Source organism: Streptomyces sp. NPDC088097, from assembly GCF_044741845.1.
Lineage (GTDB): Bacteria > Actinomycetota > Actinomycetes > Streptomycetales > Streptomycetaceae > Streptomyces.
On the sequence record NZ_JBIUTJ010000008.1, the window covers coordinates 1 to 17,592 of the forward strand.

The 17,592-nt window shown below is 70.5% G+C and carries 13 protein-coding genes; 6 read left to right on the top strand and 7 right to left on the bottom strand.

Features of this window, described 5'->3' with window-relative positions; translation table 11 throughout:
* The first annotated feature begins 747 nt into the window (after positions 1 to 747).
* Together ACIOD1_RS22670 and ACIOD1_RS22675 are read left to right on the top strand one after the other, a co-directional pair.
* A complete protein-coding gene (locus ACIOD1_RS22670; protein ID WP_401904225.1) occupies positions 748 to 1,305 on the top strand; it encodes a PH domain-containing protein in 558 nt (185 codons plus the stop codon).
* Between the two features lie 291 nt (positions 1,306 to 1,596).
* Positions 1,597 to 2,181: a hypothetical protein gene (locus ACIOD1_RS22675; protein ID WP_401904226.1), complete on the top strand. Its 585-nt coding sequence runs from the start codon at positions 1,597 to 1,599 to the stop codon at positions 2,179 to 2,181.
* Between the two features lie 308 nt (positions 2,182 to 2,489).
* Here ACIOD1_RS22675 and ACIOD1_RS22680 read toward each other — a convergent pair whose 3' ends face one another.
* Complete coding sequence (locus tag ACIOD1_RS22680) at positions 2,490 to 3,155, bottom strand: DUF4097 family beta strand repeat-containing protein (RefSeq protein WP_401904229.1); 666 nt, start codon at positions 3,153 to 3,155, stop codon at positions 2,490 to 2,492.
* Positions 3,156 to 3,396: 241 nt separating this feature from the next.
* On the opposite strand from ACIOD1_RS22680, the gene ACIOD1_RS22685 reads away from it, so the two are divergent.
* Positions 3,397 to 4,134, top strand: a complete 738-nt coding sequence (locus tag ACIOD1_RS22685; RefSeq protein ID WP_365628999.1) for a helix-turn-helix domain-containing protein — start codon at positions 3,397 to 3,399, stop codon at positions 4,132 to 4,134.
* 78 nt (positions 4,135 to 4,212) lie between these two features.
* Here ACIOD1_RS22685 and ACIOD1_RS22690 read toward each other — a convergent pair whose 3' ends face one another.
* The gene (locus ACIOD1_RS22690; protein ID WP_365629002.1) at positions 4,213 to 4,881 is read right to left on the bottom strand and encodes a DUF4097 family beta strand repeat-containing protein; all 669 of its coding nucleotides are present in this window, start codon (positions 4,879 to 4,881) and stop codon (positions 4,213 to 4,215) included.
* Between the two features lie 409 nt (positions 4,882 to 5,290).
* Between ACIOD1_RS22690 and ACIOD1_RS22695 the strand changes: the two genes are divergently transcribed.
* From ACIOD1_RS22695 to ACIOD1_RS22705, 3 genes are read left to right on the top strand one after another with little or no spacing between them, the layout of a single operon-like run.
* Positions 5,291 to 5,995: a thioesterase II family protein gene (locus tag ACIOD1_RS22695; RefSeq protein ID WP_401904232.1), complete on the top strand. Its 705-nt coding sequence runs from the start codon at positions 5,291 to 5,293 to the stop codon at positions 5,993 to 5,995.
* Between the two features lie 59 nt (positions 5,996 to 6,054).
* The gene (locus ACIOD1_RS22700; protein ID WP_401904234.1) at positions 6,055 to 6,855 is read left to right on the top strand and encodes an alpha/beta fold hydrolase; all 801 of its coding nucleotides are present in this window, start codon (positions 6,055 to 6,057) and stop codon (positions 6,853 to 6,855) included.
* Between the two features lie 4 nt (positions 6,856 to 6,859).
* The gene (locus ACIOD1_RS22705; RefSeq protein WP_401904237.1) at positions 6,860 to 7,636 is read left to right on the top strand and encodes a MerR family transcriptional regulator; all 777 of its coding nucleotides are present in this window, start codon (positions 6,860 to 6,862) and stop codon (positions 7,634 to 7,636) included.
* A gap of 72 nt (positions 7,637 to 7,708) precedes the next feature.
* On the opposite strand, the gene ACIOD1_RS22710 is transcribed toward ACIOD1_RS22705, so the two are convergent.
* The 5 genes from ACIOD1_RS22710 to ACIOD1_RS22730 form a co-directional block, all read right to left on the bottom strand.
* Positions 7,709 to 8,593, bottom strand: a complete 885-nt coding sequence (locus tag ACIOD1_RS22710; protein WP_401904239.1) for a 3-hydroxybutyryl-CoA dehydrogenase — start codon at positions 8,591 to 8,593, stop codon at positions 7,709 to 7,711.
* A complete protein-coding gene (locus ACIOD1_RS22715; protein ID WP_365629017.1) occupies positions 8,590 to 9,579 on the bottom strand; it encodes a ketoacyl-ACP synthase III in 990 nt (329 codons plus the stop codon). Before ACIOD1_RS22715 ends, ACIOD1_RS22710 begins: the two co-directional genes overlap by 4 nt.
* Position 9,580: 1 nt before the next feature.
* Entirely contained in the window at positions 9,581 to 10,939 is a 1,359-nt protein-coding gene (gene ccrA / locus ACIOD1_RS22720) for a crotonyl-CoA carboxylase/reductase (RefSeq protein WP_365629020.1), read from the bottom strand.
* A gap of 124 nt (positions 10,940 to 11,063) precedes the next feature.
* Entirely contained in the window at positions 11,064 to 14,276 is a 3,213-nt protein-coding gene (locus ACIOD1_RS22725; RefSeq protein ID WP_401904428.1) for an amino acid adenylation domain-containing protein, read from the bottom strand.
* Positions 14,277 to 14,472: 196 nt separating this feature from the next.
* Complete coding sequence (locus ACIOD1_RS22730) at positions 14,473 to 17,589, bottom strand: acyltransferase domain-containing protein (protein ID WP_365629023.1); 3,117 nt, start codon at positions 17,587 to 17,589, stop codon at positions 14,473 to 14,475.
* Between the last annotated feature and the right edge of the window lie 3 nt (positions 17,590 to 17,592).

Genomic DNA, 17,592 nt, shown 5'->3' on the forward strand with positions numbered 1-17,592 from the left:
CCCGCCTCGCTGCGCTCGGCGGCCCTGCCGTCGGCAGGGCGTCCTTGCGCTGCGCTCCAGGACAAGGCCGACCCTTCGGGTCGGAGTCCTTCGCTTCGCTTCGGACTGCTCCGGGTCCGCTTCGCTCCCCCGGAGCTGACCCCGTTTCACGGGGTCCGGGCCTTCGGCCCGTTGGGGTGGCTCCGCTTCGCTCCACCACCCTGGCAGCAGAGAGGTGCACGCCCTGTGAGTGGCCCCTGACAGGGGAAAGCCGGTGGCCGCCCGCCATCAGGCAGGCCCCGCTCGACAGGGCGAGCTAGGCGGACACGGCCACCGGTAAGGCCCCGAGCTTGTCAGCACCCGAGGGCCTGCGCAGCCTCCCATCCACTCGCGCGCGGCGCCAACGGAATTTTTGCGAGAGGGCCGGGCCGCGCGTGAAGGGGCCTCCGCTGCGCTTCGGACTCCCGTGCTCCGCGCGGGAGATGACCCCGTTTCACGGGGGGCGGGGCTTCGGCCCGTTAGGGGGCTTCGCTTCGCTCTCCCACCCGGGCTTTCCGGCTTCGCCTCCAAGCCGGCCCGCTCCGCGGGCGCAGTAGCAAGGTGGTGACTTCGGGCCTTCAGTCAGTCCTGGGGACCTTGGTTCCCCCCGGAGGGAGTTGCGATCATGGCAGGGTCCGGGACCGGTCCCTGCGACCGAGGGGGGAACGTGCACGAGGTACCACTGCGGCTCCATTACCGCACCAGGACGAATAAAGCGTTCACTTTCCTGTGGGCAGTGGGCATCCCGTCGGCCGTCTTCCTGCTGAAAACCTGGACGGAGGACTTTCCCCTCTGGCTCCAGACATCAGTCACCATCGTCTCTCGGCCACCTTCGCCTACATCCTCTGCACGGCGCCGCGCACCTTCACCCGCATCGACAGCGACGGCATCTCTCTCCGGGCGGGCCTGCGGACCCGGCGCCTCGACTGGACCGATGTCTACGACATCCGCACCGTCAACCCACCCATGCCCGGCGTGGGAGAGCGCGCCATGCCCGCGGAGGTCGTCTACGCCTACCGAGCCGACGGCCGACGCATACTCCTGCCGAACCTGGACGCCACCCAACTCGGAGCGGAGGAGCTCCCGCGGGAAACGGCCGCCGTGCGGCAGCTGTTACAGGACCACCGCAGACCCGACTGGATAGCAGACCCGCAGGTGGAAGCAGACATAACCCGCCACGAGGCACGGTACGCGAGGCGATACCGGGCCCTCACCGGCAGGACCTCCCTCACCCTGACTACGGTCGCCATACTTGCCGTGATCATTACCTGTACGACCGTCTTCTGACGGCCGATGGACGGCGCCACCGCCAGTGACACGCTTGACCGGCTGCCGAGCGGGACCCCCGAGCGCTGCGCTCGGCAGCCCTGTCTTCGGCAGGGCGCCTTCCGGCTCCGCCTCCAGGGCCAAGCCCGCTCCGGGGGGTCCGAGTCGGGTCGGTCACGCTCTTTACGGACCCCGTGTCGTCGCGGTTACCTGGAACACAGGCACGAGCCACAGGGGGGCGGCATGGCGGGCCGGCATGGAGGATGGGGACGCGGAATCTGGCGGACCACAGTAGCCCTGGCCGCGCCACCCGTGACCGCAGCCCTGGCGTTCGGCGTGGCCTGGGAGTCCGCGAACAAGTCCCTGGGCAACTGGGGATTCTTCCTCGGCGGCCTGCTCCTCCCCCTGGTCCTCCTCGGCTGGCACGCCGCCCTCGCCTCCCGTCGCGGGGCCTCACTTATCGCGCTGTCCACCCTCCCGGCCGGGCTCGGCGCCATCCTCGCACTCGCATCCGCAGGACAGAGTGCGCTGGAAGACCGGGGCGTCGAGATCAACTGCGTCGTACTACAGGTCACCGAACACACCGACACCCAATCCTCCCTGGACGCCGACGGCCACTGGACCACCACGTCCCGGACCTCCTACGACCATCGCCTGGACTGCCCCGCAGGCGGCCCAGATCACCTGGACATACCCTCGCGACTCCCGAAAGAGGGGCAGTCCCTGACCGTTGTGCACGACCCACAGGGCAAAGTCTCCCCACGGGCCGCCGGAGACGTCCACGGCTCGGGCCTACGCACCGCGGCCGAGATCACGATCGGGACCGCAGCGCTCCTGGGACTGGCCGGCGGGGTTCACGAGGCATACACGAAACGACGCCAGAGGCCCAGGCGATAAAATCCCTCGGGAGGAGCGGGGCCTCCAGCGTGCAGCGCTGCTGCTGCGAAGGCAGCCGTGTCACGCAGGTGCCTGGCATACCTGACGGCTTCTTCGTCCTCCATCCAGCAGCACCATGTCTCGCACCTGTACACGGCCCGGGGGAACGGTGCTCGCATGTGCTCATCCCACATCCCGGCAGGTTGCATCACTCTGAGGATGGCCTGTGTAGCTGTGTAGGATCCCGGGCACATTGCCACCCCCTCAGCCGAGCGTTCTCGATCCACGGCCCGGACCGTTTTCTGGCGCGGGCCCCGTGCGGTGGCGTGTCAGAGGCTGCGGGCGGTGATGTCGCCGTAGGAGGTGGTCGCGTGGATGGACAGGTCGGCGGTGCCCGTGGGGTTCTTCAGGGAGTTGTGGATCCGGCCGATCGTGGCGCCGGCGTCCAGGGAGGCGGAGACTCCGGGGGCGGTGGTGATGGTCAGGTTGCCGGCTTCGGTGCGCAGCGTGACGGTGCCGCGGACGGCTTCGGCGATGGTGATGTCGCCCTTCCGGGTGGTGATCTCGGCGGGGCCGTTCAGGCGGCCGAGCGTTACGTCGCCGGCGAGGAGGGTGAGGCGGGCGCTCGCGGTTTCGTCGAGGTGGATCGAGCCTTGGGCGCCCTCGAAGGTGATCGCGCCGAGGCGACCGGTGGTGTGGAACTCACCTGCGCCCAGCTTCGCCTCGACGGCGGAGCCGGTGGCCAGGTGGACCGTCACCTTGACGGAGCCCGAGTTGCCGAGGAGCTTGTGCGTCGGCTCCGTGCCGACTCGCAGGACGCCGTCGACGAAGTCGACCGTGATCTGCTCGGCCGCCTTCACGTCGCGGCCCTTCGAGGCGTCGGCGGGGAGGATCTCGACCGTCGTCTCCGCGCGATCGGCGGCGACGAGCCGGACGTGTCCGGCCGGGATGTCGAGGACGGCGGAGACGGCGGCGGGGGTGTTGAACTTCTGCATGGTGCTCTCCTTGTTCCGCAGCGTGCGCTCCGTTGGCCCGCTGTTTCCGATACGAGAAAGCTACGTTGCGTTTCTGGATTTGGCAAGAGGTTCGTTGCGTGTGGATTGGATTACAGCAGGTTGAATGGGGTTAGTCGTTGCAATGATTTGGGGTCTAATGCAATGTGATGATCGTTGACGTTGCAATAGATTGGAGGCGAACGCTATAGTGGGGGCACCACGGAACACGAAGGAGACCACGATGCCGGGAGGCAGGCTCACCCAGCAGGAACGCCAGCAGATCGCGCTGGGATTGGCCGACGGCCTTGCCTACGCGGAGATCGCCAGGCGGCTCGACCGTCCCACCTCGACGATCACGCGGGAGGTGATGCGCAACGGTGGGCCCACCGGCTATCGCGCCGATATGGCTCACCGCGCCACCGAGCAGCGCGCCCACCGGCGCAGGCAGGCCGTGCCCCGGGGGGCGGAGGCGCCGGTGCAGGCCGATGGGCGTGATGCCGAGGCGGTGCGCGAGTACGGGGAGACGTTGACCACCGTCCTCATGCAGTCGGGCATGCCGAAGATGATGGCCCGGGTCTTGGCCTGCCTCATCACGACCGACATGGGGAGCCTCACCGCGTCCGAGCTGGTGCAGCGACTCCAGGTCAGCCCGGCGTCCATCTCGAAGGCGATCACCTTCCTGGAGGGCCAGGGCCTTGTCCGTCGGGAGCGGGACGAGAGTCGCCGTGACCGTTATGCCGTCGACAACGACGTCTGGTACCAGTCGATGATGGCCAGTGCGCGGTCCACCGCCCAACTGGTGGAGGTCGCACGGGAGGGTGTCGGCGTCCTCGGCCCCCAGACTCCGGCCGCCGCCCGGCTGGAGAACATCGCCCGCTTCCTGGACTTCGTCTCCGAAAGCATCGCGCGCGCCGCGGAGCAGGCCCGGGACATCCTGCACACCAAGCCCGTGGCAACCGGCGCGGACGACGAGGCCTAGGGCAGGCGTACGGGTGCGGCCCGGGGCAGGCACGACGTGGTCGTGGGCCTGGCCCGGGCCGCGGGGGGGAAGCGGAGTTCAGAGGCTGCGGGCGGTGATGTCGCCGTAGGTCGTGGTCGCGTGGATGGCCAGCTCGGCGGTGCCCGCGGTGTTCTTCAGGGAGTTGTTGATCCGGCCCACGGTGGCGCCGGCGTCCAGGGAGGCGGAGACTCCGGCCGCGGCGCCGATCGAGAGGTCGCCGGCCGCGGTGTTCAGGGTGACGGTGCCGCGGACGGCCTCGGCGATGTTGATGTCGCCCTTCTGGGTGCTGATCTCGGCCGAGCCGCCGAGGCGGCCGACCGTGATGTCGCCGGCGAGGAGGGTGAGGCGGGCGCCGGCGGTCTCGTCGAGGCGGATGGAGCCCTGGGCGCTTTCGACGGTGACGTCGCCGAGGCGACCGGTCGTCTGGAAGTCGCCGGCGGCCAACTTCGCCTCGACGGTGGAGCCCGCGGCCAGGTGGACCGTCACCTTGACGGAGCCGGAGTTGCCGATGAGCTTGTTCGTCGGCTCCGGGGACCCGACGCGCAGGACGCCGTCGGCGTACTCGACCGTGATCTGCTCGGCCGCCTTCACGTCGCGGCCCTTCGAGGCGTCGGCGGGGAGGACCTCGACGGTGGTGTCGGACCGGTCGGCGGCGATGAGGTGGACGTGTCCGGCCGGGATGTCGAGGACGGCGGAGACGGCGGCGGGGGTGTCGAACTTCTGCATGGTGCTCTCCCTCTTCTCGCAGCGTGCACTCCGTCGGCCCGCTGTTTCTTATGACGCAAACGCTACGTTGCATTTGAAGAACTGGCAACGCACTTGTTGTGTTCTGATAATGAACTAGCAGGTCACAGAACGAGAATCGTTGCAACGGGAGCCGACTTAATGCAACGAACCGAGATGAGTCGCGTTGCAATGATCCGAAGTGTTGCAGTGGTCGTCGCCGCGTCCACGGGTTTCGACTATGCCCGTTCGCGTGGAGCCCGGGCGGGTTCCTCGACCAGGGCTCGAGTAGTGCTGTAGTGGACGCCGATCGACTGTCCAGAGCCAGGGGCGCAGACGAAGGGACACACCGAAGGTGAACAGCAAGTGGTTCCGGCGATACACCACGACCGCGGGGAACGGACCGCGGCTCGTGTGCTTCCCCCACGCCGGGGGCTCGGCGACGGCGTACACGCACCTGGCGCGGACGCTGCCCGCCGACCTGGACGTGGTGGCCGTGCAGTACCCGGGGCGGCAGGACCGCTACCGCGAGGAGTCGTTCACCTCCTTGCCGCTGCTCGTCGAGGCGGTGGCCGAGGAGTTGGCCCGGGAGATCGCCGCGGACTCCGGACGGCCGTACGCCCTGTTCGGCCACAGCATGGGCTCGCTCGTCGCCTACGAGACGGCCCGGCTGCTCGCCGAGCGTGGGCTGCCCGGGCCGCAGCGGCTGTTCCTCTCCGGTCGGGGCGGTCCGACCGCCCATCCCCACGCCCCCTACCACCACTTCGACGACGCACAGGTGCTGGCCGAGGTGCGCCGGCTGGGCGGCACCGATCAGTCCATGCTCGACAACCCCGACGTGCTGGAGATGGTCCTTCCGGCGCTGCGGGCCGACTACCGGGCCCTGGGCACGTACAGCTGGAGCGGGGGCGAGCCGCTCGCCACCCCGGTCACGGCGCTGATCGGGGACAACGACCCGATGGTGACGGTCCCGGAGGCCGGTACGTGGCGGGAGCACACGAGCGGTGCATTCGACCTGAAGGTCTTCCCCGGTGGCCACTTCTACCTCTTCGACCAGGTCGGTGAGGTCGCCGCGGCCGTCACCGAGGGCCTGCTCGCCGGGAGCGTCGCCTCCTGAGCGTCCCGGGCACGCCCTCGGGTTGACCTTGACCCAAGGTCAGGGTGGAGGCTGATCGCATGACCACCTCCACCGGCTCGACCCCGAAGCGCATGGTCCCCGTCGACGACACCGCCCTGGCCGTCAGCGATACGCGTGGCCCCGGCCGTGCCGTCGTCTACCTGAACGGCGCCTACGCGGACACCCGTCCCTGGCGCCCCGTGATCGCGGACCTCGGCGACGACTGGCGGCACATCACCTACGACGAACGGGCCCGCGGGCGATCGAAGCGGTCGGCCGACTATTCGTTCGAGGGGTGCTTACGCGATGTGGACGCCGTATTGCAGGCGACCGGGGTGGAGCGGCCGTTGCTCGTCGGCTGGTCCTACGGCGCGGCGATCGCGGCGCACTGGGCGGACCGGAACCCGGATCGGGTCCAGGGGGTGGTGTGCGTGGACGGCGCCATTCCGTACGGTCTGACGGGCGAGGAGGGGCGTGAGCGGATCCGGCGCCTGTTCCGGCGGATGCGGGTGCTGCTGCCGCTGGCGCGCCCGCTGGGCATGGCCGCGCGGATGACCGCCGACCAGCACGCCGACGTCAACATCGAGGCCAACGAGATCAACGCCGCCATCGAACCGGTCCTCAACCGCGTGTCCTACCCGCTGCGGTACGTCCTCGCCACGGGCGCGAGTCTCGGCGGGGGCCAAGAGGAGATGGAGGTGATGCGCGCCTCGCTCGACCCGGTGCTCGCGAGCAACCCGAACGTCAGGGTGAGCGCGAAGGTCGCGAGCAACCACTCCCACATCCTGCGCAAGGACTTCCGGGCCGTCGCCGCGGCCGTGCGCGAGGCGGCGGCCGCCCACGATCAGGGAGTCCGCTGAGCAGATGATGTACGGGCTCACGATCGGTCAGGCGGCCACGTTCGCCGGTGTCACGGTGAAGACCGTGCGCCACTACCACCGGCTCGGTCTGGTCGGCGAGCCGGAGCGTGACGGCTCCGGATACCGCCGGTACGGATCGTCCGAGATCCTGCGGTTGGTGCAGGTGCGCACCCTCGCCGGCGCAGGTGTGCCGCTGGCCGAGGTCGGTGATCTGCTCGACGCCGATCCCGATCGGTTCGCCTCGGCCCTCGACGATGTCGAGCGCCGGCTCACCGACCGGATCGAGGAGCTGATCGCGCGGCGCGCCGTGTTGCACCGGCTGGCGTCGGGCGATCGGCTCCTGCTGCCCGAGCGTGCCTGCGCGGTGCTGGACCTGCTCGCCGAACTCGGCTTCAGCGCCGACTACGTGGCTCTCCAGCAGGAGGCCCTGATACTGGCCCGTGCCTTGGTGCCGGAGGTCTTCGACAGCTTCCTGGACCAGTTGGAGCACCAGCTCGGCGATCCGCAGTACGTCGAGCTCGTCAAGCGGTGCCAGGAGGCCGAGTCGTGGGATCCGCACGATCCGCGGCTCGACGACCTCGCGGCCGCGCTGTGCTCCATGGTGCTGGCCAATCCCGAACTGCTTTCGATGCCGGCCGAGTTCGAGGCCAGGCCGGACGCCGCCGCCCGCTACGGGTTGATCAACCACCACCGGGAGGACCAGGCGCCGGCGGCTGCCCGGCTGAACGAGCTGCTCGAGGCGAACCTCCGCGCGGCCGGCGTCGACATCCCGCTCCAGTGACGGCCGCGCGGCGCGCCTCGGACACCCGGACCGCGATGGCGGGACCTGCTCCGCACCGCCGCGGAGGGGGTGTCAGGCGTACGTGTAGAAGCCGCGGCCGGACTTCTTGCCGAGCAGGCCGCCCTCGACCATGCGCAGGAGCAGCGGCGGAGGCGTGTAGAGGGGCTCTTTGAACTCCTCGTACATGGCCTGCGCGATGGAGACGGTGGTGTCCAGGCCGATCAGGTCGGCGAGGCGCAGCGGGCCCATGGGGTGGGAGCAGCCCTGGACCATGCCCTGGTCGATGACCTCGGGGGTGGCCAAGCCGGACTCGACCATCCGGACCGCGGCGAGGAGGTAGGGGAAGAGCAGGGCGTTGACGAGGAAGCCCGCCCGGTCGGGGGCGGCGATGGGCTTCTTGCCGAGGACGTCGCGGACGAAGACCAGGGCCCGCTCGGCGACGGCTTCGTCGGTGAGCACCGAGGAGACCAGCTCGACGAGCGGCAGGGCCGGTACCGGGTTGAAGAAGTGGATGCCGAGCACCTGGGCGGGGCGGCCGGTCGCGGCGGCGAGCCGTGCGATGGGGATCGAGGAGGTGTTGCTCGCGAGGATGGCGTCCGGGTCCTCGACGACCTTGTCGAGGGTGGCGAACACCTCCAGCTTGAGCTGCTCGTCCTCCTTGACGGCCTCGACCACCAGCTGTCGGTCCGCCAGGTCGCCGAGGTCGCGGGTGAAAGTCACCCGGGCGAGTGCGGCGTCGCGCTCCTCGGGGGTGAGTTTGCCCCTGGCCACGCCTCGGTCGAGGGAGGCGGCCAGCCGCTGCGGGGCCGCGGCCAGCGAGGTTTCGGAGAACACGGCGACCTTGACGTTCAGCCCGGACTTCGCGCACAGCTCGGCGATGCCGGTGCCCATGATGCCGCTGCCGACGACACCCACGCGGTCGATGCTCGTGACGGCTGTCTGTGTGGACGTGGTCATGTCTGGGCTCCCCAGGTCAGAAGTGACGCTCCGATCGACATGCCGCCGCCGAATCCGGCGAGCAGCACCAGGTCCCCCGGCGACAGCGCGCCCGTGCGGTTGGCCTCGTCGAGTGCGACGGGTACCGAGGCGCTGCCGACGTTGCCGTACTTGATGAGGGTGCGGTGGGTGCGCGCGGCGCCGAGCCCCGTGCGCTCGACGACGTCGCCGAGCATCACGCCGTTGGCCTGGTGCGGCACGAAGTGGTCGACGGCGCCGATGTCGACTCCGGCCCTGTGCGTCAGGGCGAGCAGCGCCGGCGGGACGTGCTCGGCGACGAAGTCCCGTACGCCGCGGCCGTCCATCTTGAAGTAGTGGCCGCCCTCGGCGACGGTTTCCGCCGACGCGGGGTTACGGCTGCCGCCGGCTTCGACGCGGATCAGGTGGTGTGCGTCGCCGCGGCTGGCGAGGTCGCTCGCGATGATCCCGTAGGGCTCGGGGACGGCTCCGACGATCGCGGCTCCGGCGCCGTCGGCGAAGAGGATCGCCGTCCTGTGGTCGTTGAAGTCCAGGATCCGCGAGTACACGTCCGCGCCGATCACCAGGACGCGGGCGTCGGGGCGCACGGTCACCAGGCTGTGGGCGAGCGCCAGGGCGTAGACGAAGCCGCTGCACACGACGTTGACGTCGAAGCAGGCGGCGCCGTAGGCGCCCAGTCCGTGCTGCACCAGGTAGGAGGTGGGCGGCTGCGGAAAGTCTCCGGTGGAGGTGGAGACGATGATGTAGTCGAGCTGTTCGGCGGTCAGCCGGGCCTGTTCGAGGGCGCGTTCGGCCGCCTTGACGGCCAGGTCGGACGTGGCCTCGTGGGGGGCCGCGTAGCGGCGCGAGCGGATCTGTGTCTTGCGTTCGATCCACTCGGCGGTGACGCCGACGCGTTCGGCGACCTCTTCGTTGCCCACCTCGTGCTTGGGCAGGTAGGAGCCGGTGGAGAGTATGCCGATTCCCATGTCAGGACACCTCGGTGGGGGCGGGCGCGCCGAGTCCGCGCAGGGGGTTGATCCTGGCCGCGCCGATCTTCTCGCGCAGGACGGGATCGGTGACGCCGAGGCCTTCCTCGGGTGCGAGGCACAGGACGCCGACCTTGCCGGTGTGCCGGTTCGTCTGGACCAGTCGTGCGGCCTCGCCCACCTCCTTCAACGGGAACACCTCGGAGAGGATGGGGGAGAGGTGTCCGAGCCGGAAGAGCCGGTTGCACTCCGCCTGCTCGTGGAGGTTGGCGGCGTGGCTGCCGATGATCCGCTTGAGGTTCATCCAGAGGTAGCGGTTGTCGAAGTGGTGGTCGTAGCCGGTGCTCGATCCGCAGGTGACGACGACGCCGCCCTTGCGGACGACGAAGACGGAGATCCCGAACGTCGCCCGTCCGACGTAGTCGAACACGACGTGCGGGTCCTCGCCGACCTGGCGACGGATCTCCCGCCCGAGCCGCTTGCCCAGTTCGATGGTCCGCTCGGGGGTGAGCGCGTCGTCCCCGCCCATGCCGATGTCGTTGCGGTTGATCACCACGTCGCATCCGAGTCGGCGCAGCACCTCGGCCTTGCGCTCGGAGCTGACGACGCCGACGGCGATGCCGCCCGCGTTCTTGACCATCTGCACGGCGAAGGCGCCCAGTCCGCCCGTGGCGCCCCAGATGAGCACGACGTCGCCCTGCTTGATCCGTGCGCCGTTGTCGCCGACGAGCATCCGGTAGGAGGTCGCCGCGGTGAGGAGGACGCCCGCGGACTCCTCCCAGGTCAGGTGGGGGGGCTTGGGCAGCAGTTGGCTGGCGCGGACGACCGAGTAGTGGGCGAGGCCGCCGAAGTTCGTCTCGTAGCCCCAGATCCGCTGGCCGGTCCCGAGCATGGCGTCGGCGTGGGTCGCCGGCTCCTGCTCGTCGACCTGGACGCAGCTGGCGACGACGTGGTCGCCGACCTTCCAGTGCCGCACCCCGGCCCCGACGCGTACGACGACGCCGGACGCGTCCGATCCCACCACCTGGTAGGGCAGGTCGTGCCGGGCGGCGTAGCCGCCCTCGCGGGCGTTGCGCTTGAGGAACTCGAAGGTGGGGACGGGCTCGAAGGTCGCCGACCACACGGTGTTGTAGTTGATGGAACTCGCCATGACGGCGACGAGGACCTCGTCCGGAGCGATCTCCGGCATCGGAACGGGTCCGACGTGCAGCGACTTGCGGACGTCCTTGTCCTCCACGCCGTCGAACATTCCGATGTCCGAGGCCAGGAGATGGGCGGCCAGGTATTCGGTCGGGAGTTCGTGTCTCCCGATCTCATCGGGGCCGGCCCCGGCCAGCAGGGCTTCGGTCAAAGAATCCATGATTCACTTTCCTCTTTGCGGTGGCCACGGGTCGTGCGCACGGCAGATCAATGGAGACACAAACGAATACCGCTGGTTACCGGAGGAGACCGGCGAATTCCACGGTCGGACGGCGGACAGCGCCTCAGAGAACGGCGCCTTCCCTGGTCCTGCGCTTCAGGCCGGGCCTGCTGGAGCGGGCGAGGTCCTTCCACATGTCCGACAGGCCGATGATGGTGCGGGCCGCGAACAGCCTGCGGATCGACACCTCCTGCTTCAGTTGCGCCCGGATCAGGCCGACCAGCCTGATGGCGCGCAGCGAGTTGCCGCCGAGGTCGAAGAAGTCCTCGTCTATGCCCACCCGGTCCAGTTCGAGCACGTCGGCGAACAGGGCGGCCAGGACCTTCTCGGTGTCGTTGCGCGGCGCCCGGTACTTCTTGTCGTCGAACTCGGGCTCCGGCAGCGACGCCCGGTCCACCCTCCCGCCGACCGTCACGGGGAGGCGGTCGAGCGAGGTGAACACCGACGGCGCCAGGGACTCCGGCAGCCGTCCCGCGGCGAAGCGGCGCAGTTCTTCGGACGAGACGGACTTGCCGGCCGCCGTGACCACGTAGGCCACCAGCCGGGGCTGCCCGGAGGCGTCCTCCTTGACGACCACGGCGCACTGCGCCACGGGGGCGTACTCGGCCAGCGCCTCCTCGGCCTCGGCGAGTTCGATCCGGACGCCGCGCACGTCGCTCTGGCCACCGGCCCGGCCCACGTGTTCGAGGCGGCCGTCGGCAGTCCACCGCACCCGGTCTCCGGTCCGGTACATGAGTGCGCCGGCCGGGCCGAAGGGGCAGGGTACGAAGCGCTGTGCGGTCTGTCCGGGCCGGCCGACATGGCCGCGGGCCACGCCGGGGCCGGCCACGTACAGCTCGCCGGTCACGCCCGCGGGGACGGGCGCGAGGCCCGGACCGAGTACGTAGAGGGCGGTGTCGGGCGACGGGCGGCCGAGCGCGCCGACGTGGTCCGCCGGTGTGTCGGCGGCCAGGACCTGGGACGCGGCGAAGCCGGTCGTCTCCGCCGGGCCGTACCCGTTGACGACGGTCAGCTCGGGGCATGCCTCTCGTACGCGGCGCAGCGCTGCCGCCGGTACGCGGTCGCCGCCGGTCCACACCTCGCGCAGCCCGGCGAGGCTCGCGGGGCGCTGCGCCGCGATCGTGGAGAACAGGCCTGCGGGCAGCCACACGGCGGAGATGTCGTGCGCCGCGCGCACCGCGGTCAGCGAGTCGATGTCCGGGGTGCCCGCGGGGGCCACGACCACCCGGCCGCCGTTCAGCAGCGGGACCCACAGTTCGAGGGCGAGTGCGTCGGAGGTGTACGGGGCGTGCCACAGGACGGTGGCGCCGCCGGCCGCCCGCCCCCGTCGGTCCGAGGCGATCCGGGCGATGTTGCGGTGCGTGATGGCGACCGGGGTGGCCGCACCGGTCGCGTCGGAGCCGTACGCCACGGCCAGCAGGCCGTCCGGGTGTGCGAGGACCGGGGTCCGCGGCGTGGCGGCGTCGTCGGCGCTCTCCGAGCGGATGTCGTCGAACACGATGGCCGGGACACCGAGGGCGGGGGCGAGCGCTTCGGCGGTCGTCGCGTCGGTGAGCAGGGCGCGCGCCGAGGCGTCGGCGACGGCGGACTTGAGGCGCTCCGCGGGGACCGCCGGGTCGACGGGCAGGTACGCGCCGCCGGCCTTGACCACGCCCAGGAGGGCGACGGCCAGGTCCGCCGAGGGCGGCAGGGCCACCGCCACGACCGTCTCGGGTCCGACGTCGCGCCGTCGCAGCGCCTCGGCCAGGCGGTCCGAGCGCTCGTCGAGCTCCCGGTACGAGAGCGTCGAGTCGCCGGCCACCAGTGCGACGGCGTCGGGGGCCTGCTCCACCCGGCGGGCGAACAGCTCCGCGACCGTGGCTCCGGCCGACGGCGCGGCGGCGGGCGTCTTCAGCACGCGGTCGCGCTCGGCGCCGCCCAGCACGTCGAGCGCGCCGATCGGCTTGTCGCTGTCGGCCACCAGGGCTCGGATGTGGGCGATCAGCTCTTCGCCGATGAAGCGCAGTTCGGCGCGGGTGTAGAGGCCCGCGGGGGCGTCGAGCCGGATGAACAGGTCGCTGTCGGGGGTGCCGTCGTTGTAGACGCCGATCGCCAGTTCCTCGAAGGCGCCGGTGGTGCCGCCGAGGTAGCGCGCCGCGCTGTCGCCGAACCGGAGCTGCTCCACGAAGTCGACGACGTTCATGACGGCGCCGAAGCTGGCCCGCCGGCTCAGGACGGTGCCGCTCGCGCGCTGGATGTCGGAGTAGTGGCAGGCGGTGTGGTCGAAGAGGTCGTACGTCTCGTCGACCATGGCGTCGGCGATCTCGGCGAAGGTCGCCGTGAGCGGGACCTTCACCCGCACCGGCGCCACGTTCACCGCGAGGCCGGGCGTGCGGCTCGCGACGCCGATCCGGTTGCCCACGGCCAGCGAGATGAGGAACTCGGGGCGCTCGCAGCGGTGCCGGAAGTACACGGCGGCGGCGGCGGACAGCAGCTGGGACATCCAGACGCCCAGGGACTTGGCCGTCTCGGTCCAGGCGTCCGCCTCGGCGCGCCCGACGGTCAGTGTGCGGCTGACCATGCCGATGGGTTCGGTCAGCTCGCCCCAGCGGTCGGCGTTGTTCATGGGCTCGGACAGCGCGGTCTGTCGCGCTTCGGAGAGGGCAACGCGGGGAACCTGCGCGGGCGCCGGCGCGTCCGTCAGGTACGCGCGCCAGAACTCCTTGTCGTCGGTGAACTGCTGGGAGGCGAGGTACTCCTGCTGCTCGGCCGCGACGGGCTCGATGTCCCACGGGTGGGGCAGCTCCGGGACCTCCTCGCCGCGCACGAGCGCCGTGTAGGCCTCGGCGAAGCGCCGCGAGAGCAGGCCGCCCGTGCCGAACCCGTCCGAGATGAGGTGGTGGTAGGTGATCACCACGAGGGTGCGGTCCGCCGAGAGCGTGACCACACCCATGCGGAACAGCAGGTCCCGCTTCAGGTCGAAGGGCTTGCGGAGCATGTCGGCCAGCGCGTCGCGCGCCGCCTGCTCGGGGTCGGACTCGGCACTGAAGTCCAGGAAGAACGGCCGCCAGTCACCGAGTTCCCGGGGAATCTGCCGCAGGCCGCTGCCGTCGTCGTCGAAGGTGACGCGCAGGACCTCCGCTTCGCCCAGGACGTGAAGGAACGCGGATTCCATGGCGGCCGCGTCCAGTGCACCGTCCACATCCCACATGGTCAGCGCATGGTTCAGCGTGTCGTCAGACACAGCCTCCGCCAGCCAAAGCCCTTTATGCGCAGGCGACGCACCAAACGAACGCACACGGATCAACCCCTAAGAAAACAGGTCCGAGAATCGGAGAATTCGCAGATCACCCACTTTCACGGAAAGTGAATAAGCAGGTCAAGAGAACATGGTTCCGCGGCGGGACAAGCGGCTTTCGAGCTTGCGTTGTCCCGCCGGCGGGACTTTCCATCGAACGGAGAACCGCTCGAAATGCGGTGGAGCGATGAAATCGCTAGACGCCGACCTTGACCATCAACGACGTGATGTGTCCGGCGATCTGCCGCGGCGAGGGGTGCTTCAGCACCAGGTTCGGCCGCATTTTGTGGCCGGTCGACGCGGTGAGGCGCTTGCTCAGTTCGACCGACAGCAGTGAGTCGAATCCGATTTCCTTGAACTCCTGGTCGGGATTGACCGACGCGCTGGAGGGGTGCCCGAGGACGAGGGCGACCTTTTCGAGGACGTGGTCGAGGACGAGCTCCTTCGCCTCGTCGCCGGCGAGGCAGGAGATCCTGTCCGACAGCGCCACGAGCTGGTCGTCGGCCGCGGGCTGCTCCGTAGAGGGCGCCTGCGCCGCCACCGCCGTGTGCGAGGAGCTGAGCCAGTACCGCTGCCGCTGGAACGCGTACGTCGGCAGCTCCACGCGCCCGCGCGTCCCGATCAGGGCGTCCCAGTCCACGGACCCGCCCTGGGCGTGGAGTTGGGCCAGCGAGCCGACCAGGGTCTCCACCTCGTCCCGGTCCCGGCGGGTCGAGGACAGGACCACGACGTCGTCGAGGTCCTCGACCGTCTCCTGCAAGGGGACCGTCAGGAGGGGGTGCGGGCTCATCTCGATGAACCCGCGGAATCCGTCGGCGGTCAACCGCCGGACCGAGGATTCGAAGAGGACCTTCTCCCGCAGGTTGCTGTACCAGTAGTCGGCGCCCAGCCGTGTGGTGTCGATGGCCTCGCCGTGGACGGTCGAGTAGAAGGGCACCGTCGACGTCTTCGGGCTCAGGTCGGACAGCGCGTCGAGCAGCTGGTCGCGGTACGGGGTCACGTAGTGGGAATGGGAGGCGTAGGCGGCCTTGAGCCTTCGCACCTGGACGCCGTCGGCCGTCATCTTCTCGATGAATTCTTCGAGTGCGGCCGGGTCGCCGGACACCGCCACCGAGCGAGGTCCGTTGACCACGCCGACGGTCAGCAGGTCGCTCCACGGGGCGAGCGCGCGGGTCACGACGTCGGCGGACTCCGCCACGGAGGCCATCGCGCCGTGCCCGACCAGGTCCATCATGACCTTGACGCGGAGCGCCACGGTCTTGGCGGCGTCGCGCAACGACAGCGCACCGCTGACGTAGGCGGCGGCCACCTCGCCCTGGCTGTGTCCCACGACCGCGGCCGGTTCCACTCCCCAGGACCGCCACAGGGCGGCCATGGACACCATCACCGAGAACAGCGTCGGCTGGATGACGTCCACCCGGTCCAGGGACGGCGCTCCCTCCGCGCCCCGCACCACGTCGAGGACCGACCAGTCGATCCACTCGGACAGTGCGGCCCCGCACGCGTCGAGGCTGCGCGCGAAGACCGGGAAGGTGTCGTACAGCTCGCGGCCCATGCCGACCCACTGCGAGCCCTGCCCGGGGAACACGAAGACGGCGCGTCCGGGGCGGCCCGCGGTGCCGCGCACCACCGAGGGGGACTCGGCTCCGGCGCTCAGTGACGTCAGGGCGCCCAGCAGCTCGTCCCGGCCGCGTCCCAGGACCACGGCGCGGTGCTGGAAGCTCGACCGGCTCGACAGCAGCGAGGCTCCGACGGCGGCGAGGTCCGCCCGCGGATCGGCGGCGACGAACTCGCGCAGCCTGGCCGCCTGTCGTTCCACGGCGGCCGCGCTCTTGCCGGACAGCACCCACGGCACCACGCCGCCGGCGACGCCGGAGTCCGGACCGTCCTCGTCCGCCCGTTCCTGCGGCGGAGCCTCTTCCAGGATGACGTGCGCGTTGGTGCCGCTGACGCCGAAGGAGGACACGCCGGCCAGTCGCGGACCGTCCTCGCGGGTCCACTCACGGCCTTCCGTCAGCAGTTCGACGCCGCCGGAGGACCAGTCCACGTGCCGCGAGGGCGCGTCCACGTGCAGGGTCTTCGGCAGGTACTTGTGCCGCATGGCCATCACGGTCTTGATGACCCCGCCGACTCCGGCGGCGGCCTGGGCGTGGCCCATGTTCGACTTGAGGGAACCGAGCCAGAGCGGCCTGCCCTCGGCCCGGTCCTTGCCGTAGGTCGCGAGCAGGGCGCCGGCCTCGATGGGGTCGCCGAGCTTGGTTCCGGTGCCGTGGGCTTCGACCAGGTCCACCTCGGAGGCCGCGACGCCGGCGTTGGCCAGGGCCCGCAGGATCACCTTCTCCTGGGCGCGGCCGTTGGGAGCGGTCAGCCCGTTGCTGGCCCCGTCCTGGTTCACCGCGGAACCGCGTACGACGGCGAGCACCGGGTGGCCGTTGCGGCGGGCGTCGGACAGCCGCTCAAGGAGCAGCACGCCCACGCCCTCGGCCCAGCCGGTTCCGTCGGCCGCGTCCGAGAAGGCCTTGCACCGGCCGTCGGCGGACAGGGCGCCCTGGCGGGCGAACTCCACGAGGGCCGCGGGCGTGGACAGCACCAGCGCCCCACTGGCCAGCGCGAGCGAGCACTCCCCCGCGCGCAGGGACTGCACGGCCTGGTGCAGCGCGACCAGCGAGGACGAGCACGCCGTGTCCAGGGACACCGACGGCCCGGTCAGGCCCAGTTCGTACGACACCCGGCCGGACGCCACGCTCAGGGAGCTGCCGTACAGCAGGTAGCCCTCCAGCTCGCTCTGGCCGGCCTCGAGGAAGCGCCACCCGTACTCGGTGGAGCTGATGCCGGCGAAGACTCCGACCTCGGTGCCGCGTACGTCGGCGGGGACGATGCCGGCCCGCTCGAATACCTCCCACGAGGTCTCCAACAGCAGGCGCTGCTGGGGGTCGGTCGCCAGTGCCTCGCGCGGGCTGATGCCGAAGAAGTCCGCGTCGAAGGCGGCGACGTCGTTCAGGAACCCGGCGTGACGCGTGTACGTGCTGCCGACGGTGTCGGGGTCGGGGTCGTAGACGTCCCGCCACCCGCGGTCCGTCGGGAACTCGCCCACGACGTCCCGGCCGCCGCGGACCATGTCCCACAGGTCCTCGGGCGAGTTCACGCCTCCGGGGTAGCGGCACGCCATGGACACCACGGCGATCGGCTCGCCACGGCCGGCCTTCAGGTCGTCGTTCTCCTGGCGAAGGCGGTCGCGCTCCTCCAGCAGCGCGCGGAGGGCCCGCTGGACCCGGTCCGCGCCCTCCGCCGTCTGATCCGCGGAGTTGGTCATGTC